At 46.8% G+C, this 12,142-nt stretch carries 11 protein-coding genes and 1 pseudogene; 2 read left to right on the top strand and 10 right to left on the bottom strand.

Translation table 11 applies throughout. From position 1 onward, the window contains the following. The 3 genes from ACOJS8_RS14400 to ACOJS8_RS14410 form a co-directional block, all read right to left on the bottom strand. Positions 1 to 2,642: SusC/RagA family TonB-linked outer membrane protein (locus tag ACOJS8_RS14400; RefSeq protein WP_420149242.1), on the bottom strand; the 2,642-nt coding region annotated here is incomplete at its 3' end. A gap of 69 nt (positions 2,643 to 2,711) precedes the next feature. Continuing rightward, positions 2,712 to 4,139: a sugar porter family MFS transporter gene (locus tag ACOJS8_RS14405; protein WP_420149243.1), complete on the bottom strand. Its 1,428-nt coding sequence runs from the start codon at positions 4,137 to 4,139 to the stop codon at positions 2,712 to 2,714. A gap of 179 nt (positions 4,140 to 4,318) precedes the next feature. Next, entirely contained in the window at positions 4,319 to 5,077 is a 759-nt protein-coding gene (locus tag ACOJS8_RS14410) for a GntR family transcriptional regulator (RefSeq protein ID WP_420149244.1), read from the bottom strand. A gap of 701 nt (positions 5,078 to 5,778) precedes the next feature. Between ACOJS8_RS14410 and ACOJS8_RS14415 the strand changes: the two genes are divergently transcribed. Beyond that, positions 5,779 to 6,444: a hypothetical protein gene (locus ACOJS8_RS14415; RefSeq protein ID WP_420149245.1), complete on the top strand. Its 666-nt coding sequence runs from the start codon at positions 5,779 to 5,781 to the stop codon at positions 6,442 to 6,444. A 145-nt stretch (positions 6,445 to 6,589) separates the two neighbouring features. Here the strand turns inward: ACOJS8_RS14415 and ACOJS8_RS14420 are convergent, their stop codons facing one another. From ACOJS8_RS14420 to ACOJS8_RS14440, 5 genes are read right to left on the bottom strand one after another with little or no spacing between them, the layout of a single operon-like run. After that, positions 6,590 to 7,051, bottom strand: coding sequence for a hypothetical protein (locus ACOJS8_RS14420; RefSeq protein WP_420149246.1), 462 nt, complete (start codon positions 7,049 to 7,051; stop codon positions 6,590 to 6,592). A gap of 24 nt (positions 7,052 to 7,075) precedes the next feature. Next, positions 7,076 to 7,651, bottom strand: a complete 576-nt coding sequence (locus ACOJS8_RS14425; protein ID WP_420149247.1) for an SDR family NAD(P)-dependent oxidoreductase — start codon at positions 7,649 to 7,651, stop codon at positions 7,076 to 7,078. Then, a complete protein-coding gene (locus tag ACOJS8_RS14430; RefSeq protein ID WP_420149248.1) occupies positions 7,561 to 7,878 on the bottom strand; it encodes an SDR family NAD(P)-dependent oxidoreductase in 318 nt (105 codons plus the stop codon). The genes ACOJS8_RS14425 and ACOJS8_RS14430 overlap by 91 nt, the downstream gene beginning before the upstream one ends. Before the next feature lie 16 nt (positions 7,879 to 7,894). Further along, positions 7,895 to 8,062, bottom strand: coding sequence for a hypothetical protein (locus ACOJS8_RS14435; protein WP_420149249.1), 168 nt, complete (start codon positions 8,060 to 8,062; stop codon positions 7,895 to 7,897). A gap of 21 nt (positions 8,063 to 8,083) precedes the next feature. Further along, positions 8,084 to 8,722 (bottom strand): SGNH/GDSL hydrolase family protein, encoded by a 639-nt coding sequence (locus tag ACOJS8_RS14440; protein WP_420149250.1) that lies wholly within the window; start codon positions 8,720 to 8,722, stop codon positions 8,084 to 8,086. A gap of 108 nt (positions 8,723 to 8,830) precedes the next feature. Here ACOJS8_RS14440 and ACOJS8_RS14445 point away from each other — a divergent pair, with 108 nt between their 5' ends. Then, entirely contained in the window at positions 8,831 to 9,466 is a 636-nt protein-coding gene (locus ACOJS8_RS14445) for a MarR family winged helix-turn-helix transcriptional regulator (protein ID WP_420149251.1), read from the top strand. Positions 9,467 to 10,534: 1,068 nt separating this feature from the next. Here ACOJS8_RS14445 and ACOJS8_RS14450 read toward each other — a convergent pair. Beyond that, positions 10,535 to 11,635, bottom strand: coding sequence for a T9SS type A sorting domain-containing protein (locus tag ACOJS8_RS14450; RefSeq protein WP_420149252.1), 1,101 nt, complete (start codon positions 11,633 to 11,635; stop codon positions 10,535 to 10,537). A 45-nt stretch (positions 11,636 to 11,680) separates the two neighbouring features. Next, positions 11,681 to 12,142 (bottom strand): annotated as a pseudogene (locus ACOJS8_RS14455) (hypothetical protein); the annotation flags it as partial.

Consider the following 12,142-nt stretch of genomic DNA (forward strand, 5'->3'; position numbering starts at 1 on the left):
CCGAACGTGTAGCGCGGGAATGGGTTGCCCAGCACAATTTTGTCGCTGTCGTCAATCTTACCATCCCCATTATAGTCCGTAAATTTCAGATCACCCGGCCCAACCGTAACACCATCCGGTTTCGGCGAGTTATCAACATCCGCCTGATTCTGGAAGAAGCCGTTCGTCTGGTAGCCCCAATACTGCGTAATGGGCTGGCCCACTTTCCGGATAAAGCCGAACGCATCGACATTTGAAATTTGCTGCTCGGAACCATACGTCAGGGCTAGCAGGGTATTCCTGTTATCGGCCAGATTAACACTGAAACTTTGCTTGACGGCTTTCGTATTCAAGTTATACGTTGCGCTGACCTCCCAACCGGTATTCTTAACTTTCGCTACGTTATAATCGGGAAAGCCTGCGCCAAACAGGAGTGGAATATCCTGGCGGCTGTACAGAATATCGCTGGTTACCTTGTTGAAGTAATCGAGAGAAAGCGTCAGCTTATTTTGAAAAAAGCTCGCATCGGTACCGACGTTTAAAATTGCCGATTTTTCCCAGGTCAGATCAGGATTCCCCAAGCCAAAGCCTGCGCCACCGACTACGGTATTATTGAAGCCGTAGGCGTTGGCATAATTGAAGTAGTTCGTCTGGTACTGATAAGCATTCACGTTTTGATTACCAACCAGACCATAAGAAGCCCGCACCTTTAGATTGGTAACGGTATTTTTGACCGATTCCAGGAACGATTCTTCGGTCAGCAGCCAGGAGCCAGATAGTGACGGGAAGAAGCCCCACCGTCGGCTCGAAGCAAACTTGGACGATCCATCCTGCCGAAAGTTTCCTTCCAGATAATAGCGATCCTTGAACGAGTAGTTCACCCGGCCAAACACGGAACTGATGCGCGTCTCCGTCGTACTGGGGTACGTATTAGGATTGGTATTGGAATTGCTATTGAACGAGTTGACCGGGTCAATGATTGTTCCGGTCGTTGGTGTACCCAAGGCCAGATCAGTCAGCGTTTTCTGCAACTGAAAGCCGTTGGACCGGTAATGTTCATCGGAAGCACCCAGCAAAACCTTGATGCTGTGGGCACCCAAGCGCTTGGTGTAATCCGCGAAAACCTGCGTATTGAGCAACGAATTTTTGAAACTGTTGTCATAGACAGTCCGGTCATTTCCGTACACCCCCGATGGGTAGTTGTTAACCTGTAACCGACGAAAAAAAGCGTTGTTGGCGTTCTGCGTACCCCCGAAGATACCCGTTAGTTTCAGGTCTTTGGTGATGCTTAGTTCGGCGTTCAGATTGCCGAAGAACTGGTCGTTGTCGGACAGGTAAGAACCACCTTGTTCCAGTACACTTTTCACATTGTACTGCGAAGCAACCGGATTGGTCAGGTAATTGCCAGCCGCATCCTGAAAGCTGTAGTTCAGCGGCACGCGATCCGCATCGGCAAATATGACCCAGTCGGTATTGCTGTGCGATTTATTGCTCGATTTAACGTAGTTCAGAATCGTGTTGACCCGTAGTTTGCCGATAACCGAAAGCTGATTCAACCGCAGGTTGTACTTTTTATACCCATACGACGGACCGACAAAATTGCTGCGCTGGTCCTGAAGTCCGGCCGAGATCAGGTAACTGCTGTTGGCTCCTCCACCGGTAATCGAAAGGTTGTGCAGTTGCTGTGGCGCATTTTGCAGAATCGACTGCCGCTCCCAATCACCGTTGCCCTGAGCTTTCAGTGCCTGAATATCGTCCGGCGTGTAGATGGGCGGTAGTCCCGAATTAATCAGGGACAGGTTTTTGTAGTACGCGTTATCCCAGGCGCTAACTTTATGTAATCCGACATAAGGTGTTTGCAGGCCATAACTCCCGTTGTACGTAATCGTGGCCTTCTGGTTTAATTTTCCGCCTTTCGTCGTGATGAGAAGGACCCCGTTGGCCGAGCGTGAGCCGTAAATCGCGGCTGAACCAGCATCTTTCAGGACGGATACGCTCGCGATATCGTTGGGGTTAAGCAGGTTAATGTCTCCGCCAATAATACCATCAATCACAATCAGGGGTGTGTTATCTCCCAGCGTACCCAGACCACGGATGTTGATATTAACCCCACTACCCGGACTAAAATTTGTCTGCTGGATAATCAGGTTGGGCGACTCACCCTGTAACGCCTGGAGTGCGTTCGTAACGGGCTTGCCTTCAATACTCTGGGATTTGATCTGATCCACCGCGCCGGTCACCGACAGTTTATCCTGCCGACCGTAGCCAACCACCACCACCTCACCGAGCGATTGACCACTGTCTGCCGTTAGCGTTACGTTAACGGTTCGATCCTGCCCTATTACGAGGGTCTTCTTGGTGTAGCCGATGTAGGAGAAGGCGAGGCTGCGCCCCACGTAATTGTCCGGCAGCGATAACCGGTACTTCCCATTTTCGTCGGTAGTGGTACCAATCGTAGTGCCCACCACACTTACCGTTGCCCCCGGTAAAGGCTTCTGCTGCTCATCGAGTACCTGGCCCGTAAGTTCGATATTGAGCGCGGCAAAGGCCGATGGGCTGGCTAAAAGGCCGTAATTCAGCAAAAAAAGTAGTAACCCGAGAAGCAGCCGCTGCTTACCTGACCAGGTTGTTAAGGGCATTCGATGATGTACTGGAATGTTCATACGGGTTTTGTTGGTTTAGAAAAACTCAGTGAATCTTAGGATACACACGGAAAGAGTAAGGTTTAGGAATTATAAATCAGTAGTTCGGTTGGAGTGATACGTATCTTTCCAGTACGCTTCGATTGCTTCCAGGGAGTAGCCTTTGGTTTCGGGAATCAGCTTCCAGGTAATCCACAAGGCGGGGGAGCAGCACAGTGCAAACAGCCAGAAGGTCCCGGCAGAACCGACCTCCTCAAGCAGAAAGGGAGTTAGCTGACCGACCAGGAAATTACCGATCCAGAGCGACAGGGTAGCCAGCGCCATTGCTTTACCCCGGATAGCATTGGGAAATATTTCGCTGACAACGACCCAGCACACTGGACCGAACGAAAACGCAAAGCAGGCAATGAAGGCCAGAATGAACAGCAGGATCCACGGCCCCGACGTAACGCCCATCTGAAAGAGCAAGCCGATAATCAGCAGCGACAGTACCGCCCCACCGACGCCCACGTACAGCAAGGGTTTGCGGCCCCATTTGTCAATCGTGAAAATCGCGACGAACGTGAAAGCCACATTCACCAGACCGATGGTAACCTGCCCGCCCAGCGCGTTGTTGAGGGTAAAACCGGCCTGTTCCAGAATGCGCGGACCGTAATAAATCACGGCGTTAATACCGCAGACCTGCGACAGAAACGGCAGCAGTAAGCCGATCCATAAAGCCCGGCGGTAGGTGGGCGTAAAAACTTCGCTCAGATTGCTTTCTCCTTCCTCACCCGTTGCGTTGAACGCTTCAATCTCATTTTTGGCAGAAACGGGACCGTCTATACGGGTAAGGATTTCCCGCGCTTTTTGCTCTTGACCGCGCAGCAGCAGCCAGCGGGGTGATTCGGGCACGACCAATAAGGCTAGCAGGAAAATACCCGCTGGTAAGGCACCCAGACCCAGCATGCCCCGCCAGACCTGCGTGGAAAAAATAGCTCGAAACGTTTCGGTTTCGAACGTATCGGTGGTGTGACTGGCTAGATAAGCGTTTGAGAAATAAGCCAGTACGATACCCACAGTCAGGGCCAGCTGGTAGAGCGATACCATTGTTCCCCGGTAACGGGGTGGTGCAAATTCTGAGATATACAGCGGAGAAACCATCGAGGCAACCCCAATGCCTAATCCACCGATCAGCCGAAAAGAAATCAGCGTAGTAAATGTGGTCGAGAACATACACCCGATGGCCGACGCCAGAAACAAGACCGCCGAGATAATCTGGACAAGTTTTCGTCCGTAGGTGTCGCTGAGCTTGCCTGAAACGCTGACGCCGACAATGCATCCCAGCAGGGCACAACTCACAAACCAGCCTTCCTGCACCGCATCAAGCGCAAAATCGTTTTTAACCAGACTGACGGTCCCTGAAATGACGGCAGTGTCGAAACCGAACAGGAAACCACCCAGCGCAGCCACCAGACAAACCAGGTACAGGTACGTTTTATTAACCTTGTTTGCCGATTGATTCGTTAAGGTGATCATGATTAAGGGTGGTAAAGGGTTTAGGATGATTACTCACATTCACTTGAGTTAAGGATTTTCAAATTTGACAAAGCTTTATAATGTCCATATGTATAGACATGTAAAAACCGACAATTATAAACTGATACTAATCAAACGATTAGCACAAGATAATTAGGCAATAAGCTGTTTTGTGCAAATTACTTACGAGCTATATCGATGGCATACGTAAAGCGATCAGCCCGGTAATAGCCAATGTTGTATTCAACAGGTCGGTCACCTGGGTCACAAACGACCCGTTTCCGCAGCAGGATGGGGTCGCCTGGTAGCGTGTGCAATACGGCAGCCAGTTGTTCATCGGCCAGCGTAGCGCTGATTTCTTCTTTTGACAGCACGACTACGGTGTGATAATCCCGCTCCAGCATTTCGTAAAGAGGTTTAGAAAAGTCCTCATTTCCCGTAAGCCCCACTCGTGGGTGAAAATACGAGATAAAGGAAACAATGGGGCCTGCATCAAGCCCTCTCAGGCGCTCAAGCTTTAGTACTTTCGTGTCGGTATTGATCCCAAACACCTCCGCAATATCCTGGTCGGCCAGGGTCCAGCTCGTCTTGATTTCGTAATTCTGGAAGTCAACACCTTTATCGTGCATCTCGAGCGTAAAACTCGACCAGCTGTTCAGTTTGGTAGTGATCCGATTTTTGGCGACCTTGGTCCCTACCCCCTTTTTGCGTATTAGTAATTGCTCGTGCACAAGCTTGTTAATCGCTTGTCTGACTGTATTTCTGGCAATGCCGAGTCGCTTGGCCAAATCAACTTCGTTTGGAAAAAGTTTACCCTGCTGGTATTCATCACTATCAATCAAATCCCTCATAATAGTTTCCACTTGAAGATGAAGCGGAACAGAGCTGCTGTGATCAATACTAAACAAATGCATGTGTTTGTCTAAATGTCTATACATACTATACTGCAAAGATTAATTGATATTTTTATACTAACAACTATTAGTTGTATTTTTTCAAAAAGGGATTAGGTTCAAGCAATACTACGTTTCAAAAATAAGTTTCTAACCCAGGAGGATGGATTTTTTATAAGCTTATAAAAAATCCATCCTCCTGACCGCTAGACAATCCTTTATCGAGTTTATACGTGTTAACGCACAGCCGCCAATTGACATGACTAGCTTCACCAGCTTGTCACACCCCTAGCTTTACCGCCACCCAGTTAACCACGCCCAAAGGCATAAAGTACAGAAATAGAAATTGAGTTATAAATTTATCTACTAACTATTCGATTTAAGGGTGTATGTCGTCAAATGATAGTGGACAAATACAGGCGGCTGATACTGTGAAAACGGAGATTCTCCAGCCCTTCTTTACTACAAGCCCACGGGGAAGGCGTCGGCATGGGGCTAAGTTTAAGCGATGATATCGTGACGAAGGGGCATGGGGGCGCTCTGAGTGTAGAAAGCCAAGTAGGAGTTGTAGCATATTTAGCATCCACCTGTCTCAAGCCGATCACTTAAATGATCTGGCCTAACACAAGCTCACTAAATGCCCAAATTATGGAGCAGACTCACATAGGGCCCTTATCTGAGAATCTCAATTTTTAGTAGATTGGTAGTCGTTATTGAATAACTTTTCTCCCTATTCTCTACACCTGGTGAGCGACAAGTCTAGGCAACATGTAGCCGCAAAAATCCCCCAATCGTACCTCATCCTGACGCCGTTTATCGGGTTGGCTACCTTCATAGGGCTCTACTTACTAGCAACCCTGCTTTACCCAGGTGGATCGCAGGCCAATCAACACAGTCTTGGCTTTAGTTGGCTGCATAACTATTGGTGTAACTTATTAAATCCACTAGCCATCGACGGACAACCCAATGCCGCTCGACCTCTAGCTGTATTAGCAATGCTGGTCCTATGCGTTTCATTGGCCAGTTTTTGGTACTTGTTGCCTACCTTATTCGCCTTTTCCAGACCCATCAATACGCTCATTCAGGGAGCCGGTATCCTATCCATGTTATTGACCAGTCTGATCTTTACACCTTATCACGATTTAGTCATCAATGTAGCGGGTTTATTTAGCCTCATTGCGTTGAGTTATACCTTCAGGGGTTTATATCAGCATCACTACAGAAGGTTGTTCTGGTTTGGCTTAGGCTGTTTAGGACTCATCGGTTGTAACAACTACATTTATTATTCGCAACACTACCTATACTATTTGCCTCTCCTTCAAAAGATTACCTTTGGCTGTTTTTTAGGCTGTATCGGTGTCCTCAATTGGAACGTATTTAACAAGGTAAATTTTGCAGACGAAGGCAGATAGTCACCTTGGGGCCAAGCCCAAACGAAGGAAGTGAGAGGGGCTTCTCCCAAAAATAGCCATAAATGAAAGGTATGTTTCCTGATGATTTACATCTCAATTAAGAGACTTTTTGTAAGTTTCGCTCATGGGAAGCAGGATAGAGGCGCTAAATTAAAGCCCAGACCAGGAATCCCAGAGCTACACCCTGCAGAATATTCCGTATGACGGTCGTCTGATACCATCGATTAACCCGCTTCAGGAGCTCAGGCGTGACCGATGCCGTCGCTGGTATCCGCTGAAAAGCCATTATCTCGCGCACATAATACGTGGCGGTCAGGATGATAACCAGCAAAAAGAATCCGGTACTGATCAACAGTCGATTGCGTACAGTCGCATCCGACCAATTCGTGATGAAAGCAGTTACTAGGGTAATCACGAAAAGAAGCTGAACGGGAATCCAGAATTTGGGAGCATTGACTGCTTGCTGACGGATCAAGTCAAACGAAGCCGGTGGGTTGGCAAACCAGCGCGGAATGTTCACGATGCGTTCGCGTAGACCAGCCACAAAAATGATGGCCAGCATAATCGTGGCGGCTAACAGAGATAGTGAGTCCAAGGTCGTTTTCATCGGTAAATTGTTCGAGTTTTCGGATTAATAAAGCATCGTTTTACCCCCCGCAATGTCGAGGGTTGTGCCAGTTAGCCAGGAGGACGCATCAGAAGCCAGAAATAGGGTAGCCAGGGCTACATCGGCAGGTCGACCTAACCGCCCCAGCGGATGTGTAGCGGCAACGGCCTGTTGCTGGTCAGCATCCATATAGTGGGCTATCCGCTCAGTGAGAATAGTGGAAGGGGCCACGCAGTTTAGACGCACCTGCCGGGAGGCCGCTTCCTGAGCGACTTGCTTCGTCAATTGAATAATACCTGCTTTGGCAGCCGAGCAAGACAAGGGCGCTTCCCGTGTTGGCTGACGAGCGGCACTCGATGACATGGTAATGATTGAGCCCCGACCAGCCGCCAGCATGGCCGGTATGAATGCTTTTAGGGTTAGGTAAGTAGCTGATAAGTTGGCGGTTATGGCTGATTGCCAGTCCTCTTCTCCGATGGATTGCAAAGGGCCAGGTCGGGCTGTTCCGCTTACCCGGCAAAAGCCATCAGGATGTCCGGGGTTCCCCAGGTTTGCTCCGTTTTCTGATATAGTTGAGCCACCTCTAAGGCTTGCGTGCAATCTGCGACAGCTCCAATGACCTGCCCACCGGTCGCCTGGATTTCAGCAACCAGTCGCTCAACCGCTGGCAGGTGACGACCATTGACGACCACTTTAACCTGATTAGCGGACAGCATCCGGCAAACCTCTGCGCCGATACCGCTTGAACTACCCGTGACAACGGCCACCTTACCGGTTAGATCCGGGAAGATCGGCGCCTGAAAGGCCTGATAAGTTGTTGTGTTCATAGGTGTAAGTTAATTGTTAATAACTGGTCAGTTTGCCCAGAACGGCCCGGACGATCCGGTGATGGCCCTTCAAAGAGGGGTGAACGCCGTCTTCAACCAAGTAGTTATCCAGCTCATCGGCATTGGCAAAATCGTCTTCCAGATCAATCACCAATTCGGGCTGTCTGCGCAAAAATTCACTCACTGCCTGCGTATCGTCCTGATGCTAACTCAACTGCATCTGTCTGAACCAGTGGTTATTGCTTTGAGCCGCTTCGATGATTGGTGTCGGCGTTAACCAAACCCAGTGACCTACGTTTGCCTGAGCTGCCAACTGACGCATATAGACTAAATTTCGTTGGGTTTCTGACCGACTCACTAGGGTTTTGCCCGGGTTGATGCCAATCCGCAGCGAGTCGTTGACCCCCAGCATACAAAAAATCCAGGTCGGCTTGTATAACAGGTGACTCGTGAATTGCCGTAAAGCGGCCGTGGTCGTATGGCCGGAAACGGCCATATTCAAAAACCGGATGTGTTTTTCCGGACTAATTTGCTCCACCAGGGTCTGGAGTATGTTGAACCACGATAGGGCATCGTCGGTGTGGCTTTCACCCAGCGCCAAAACCACGTCATTATCCTGGAACGGAAGTCGATACGCCTGAGCGGACATACTGGGGTCGGCCAGTAGTTCTTTCAGTACTTCCTGGATCTGGTTGCTGAAATGGGCTTTAGTAGCACGATAGTCTGCTTCTGAAAGCCCAAATAGGGCACCTAGGGTCTGATCGTTTACATTAGGCAGGTACTGGTAAAGCTTTTCGGGGTGAATCAGCTGCAGCTGCTTCCGGGTTAATTCATCTGGCTCCATACAGAGTTGTTACAATTTAGAATTATTAACAATGATTTTATTACAAAACAGGAATATATTGAAAGTGTTTAAAAAGCCATTATACCTTCAGGAAAAATTTGAATGACTATGGATGAATTAATTTTATTGATAAATGCGTTTGCCGACTACCAGAAGAGCCATACAGCGGTAACCGCGACCGATTTCTGTCGACATTTCATGGCTACTATGTCCACGACTCAACCGCCTTCTTTTGATCCTGCTTTAGCCAGAATAGCTCCCTTGAGCCATGATGCCAGTTTCATACGAACCATTTCACGTCTGACGGCAGCGTACAACCTGTACTTGCGAATTGGTCTTCGGGCAACGAGTTTGGTAAATCAGGAACGATTTAACCTGCTGGCAGCCACAAATCTTCTGGGTGAGAGCCGCAAAACGGATATTATTAATTATGCCCTTATCGAAATATCGACAGGAAGTGAAATTTTAAATCGGCTGGCGGAGGATGGACTGATTAGCGAACGCGTGGACCCGGCAGACAAACGCTCGCGATTGGTACGGATTACCGAAAAAGGCAAAGAAGCGCTCCAACAAGGCTTCAATCAATCGACGCTGGCCCTTCAGATTTTACTCCAAAACTTTCCAGATGAGGATAAAAAGTTGTGTATACAGCTCCTGCATCCGCTGGAAGTACGGCATTCAGGAATTGCTGTCGAAAACCGGAATAAATCATTGGCAGAAATACTCGCGGTAGTTACCCCATGAGCCATGCCTGTTGAAGATCCTGATAAGGCACCTAAGTACCTATCAGATAGTTGGGCGATCCGGGCGAATTGTCTGGCGTATCAATTACTATAAAGGGTAGTCGAGTAGGCAAAAGCTGTAAGGCCCTTGCCTACTCGACTATTCTAGTTGCATTATTTTATATCAAACCCTTTTCGAGTTTTTTCCAGATAAGCACTATTTATATCTTTGGTACAGTTTTTTTCATCCAATCGGCATTGATGTTCTCTACTCCATTGCCACCCCTTACACTCAAAAACAAGCTATTTGCTGCTTTGTTGCTTTATAACCATCTGCCAGTCAGATGGTTGAGCAATTAGGCGTAACCAACATTTTTATGTTGCGAATGTAACTCATACATGGGCAAATAGAGTAGTAGCGTGTCTCTTTAAATGCCCTATTCTTGAGATTGAGACAGTATTTATCCTGGCAAAAGCAATCTATTTACCACCTAATCTCAAAAAGTCGTCTCATCAATCAAACCATATTTCTCACGTTTAAACTGAGTTTGTGAGACTTATTTTCTCCCGGATGACCGCACCGGAGGCCCTGTCTTTTCTCCATATCTACCCCTGTATAGACCCAAGTAGGCTTTAGGTCGTCTTTTTTATGCGAGGGCGTTTGGGTCTTACTGGCTTGGTAGGTTGTGGAGGAGTTGGCTGAGTAGGCTGGATTGGGGTTGGTTTGGCCGGATTCATTATCGGGTTCTGTTTAGTCACGCTAACCCATTTGGGTCAATATAGTTTAGACAAACTAGCCTTCGGCTGACGGGTATTTACTCGCAGTTTAGCTAAGCTGAATCGGCTATCCCTAAGCGAGCCGTATAGGTTTTTTAGGCACTATTTAGCTCTCTTTTCAGAACGCTTGTAAGCTCAATTTTTTGCCCAAGACAGACTAGGTAAATAATTGATAAATTTATAAAAAAAAACATACAAAATAAAAATTTATTTAACATTAATTTTAGACTTTAACTAATTCAAAAAACTATTGCTACAAACAAAACGAGGCAGGTTAAACCCGCCTCGTTTCTTATAAATAAATTATGTAATCTTACTTTTTGATCACCTTAACAAACTGTGATGCTTTTTCAGTATCAATTCTCACTAAATAAGTTCCTGAACTTAATCTGCTTAAATCAACTTTTACTTCGTTTGACTGGTAATTGCTGCTTAATACTTTCTGTCCTGTTATTGTAAACACTTCTACCTTCGTTACTTCTTCAATATAAGTAATGTTCAACTCTGAATCTACAGGGTTAGGGAAATATTTAAGCTGTGCCAAATCCAATTCCGCATTACTTAAGTTTAAGGTTACAGTAACAGCTGTTGGTAAGCTTCCACAGTTGTTGGTGCCTGTTAAGATACCATAATAGGTTGCTCCGTTTTGTAACAAATGGTTTACGCTTAACGGGTTTTGTTGTCTTACCGCATCGTTATAACTTGCAAACCAGATTACATTTGGCTGGTTCATTACCAAGTTCGAAATTCTTGCCTGATAAGAAAAACCTTGTGTGGTTTGACCTGTTGGACTTGTTGGACGTGGACTTACCGTTACAATAACCTGGGTTCTTGCAGAAATACATCCTGAATTCTCAAACGCGATGTAATATGTTCCTGCTGTTATCACAAAAGTTTCTGCCAATGCTGTTGTTGAACTATTGCTTGTGTACCAAACATACTTACCTACACTTGGGTGTAAATCTGCAATAGTATTACCTTGACAGGTTGCTATCGATGTCATTGCTGGTACGCTTACGTTTACAACTTGTACTGATACCGGAATACGTACCGATTCACAATTACCTATTACTTGCTGTACATAATAAGTTCCTGTTGAAACAACAGTTGTGCCCGCTAATGGGGTCATTATTTGTGGTGAGCTATACCATCTTAATGTCGCAGACGGATCTTTTACTACTACCAAATCGTCTAAAGTGCTGTTGTTGCAAATTGTTTGTGACGATGCTGTTGGTGCAGGTACGATTGCTGCTACATTTACTGTTATTGCCTGTCTGGTAGATTCACATGTTCCTACATAAGAGCTTACATAATAAGTTCCTGTTGCCAAAAGCTGGCTCGATGGTAACTCTGTAGTACTTGTTGCACTTGTGTACCATTTTAACTGTGTATAGTTAAAACCGTCGATAGTCATATTCTGTACACGCGTATTGTTACACACATTCAACTGTGTTGTAGTTCATGGTGTACCCTGACCTAATGTAATCTGAACAGCGGTTCTGGTACTGCTTTCACACGAACCAACTGTTTGCGATGCGTAGTAGGTAGTTCCGTTTACCAAGATTGTTGATGATGGTAATAAAACACCTCCTGTTGCCGCACTGTACCATTTTATGTTGCTACCTGTTGCAACTACATTTGCTAATGTTGCATTTTGACCTATACAGAAACTTTGGTTTGTAGCTACCGGTGCGTGAACAAATGCAGGGGAGGTAATGGTTACCGTTTGGGTTGCCGTACAATTATTTGCATCGGTTACCGTTACAGAATAAGTTCCTGCCGTTAATCCGCTGATATTCGCTGTTGTTTGTCCGCTTGACCATAAATAAGTAAAAGGTGCAGCTCCGCCATTTACCGTTAAACTCACAGATCCGTCTACTTGACCAGAGCAACTGATATTGGTAACTGTTGGTGTTAAAGA

The organism is Spirosoma sp. (assembly GCF_048594605.1).
Lineage (GTDB): Bacteria > Bacteroidota > Bacteroidia > Cytophagales > Spirosomataceae > Spirosoma.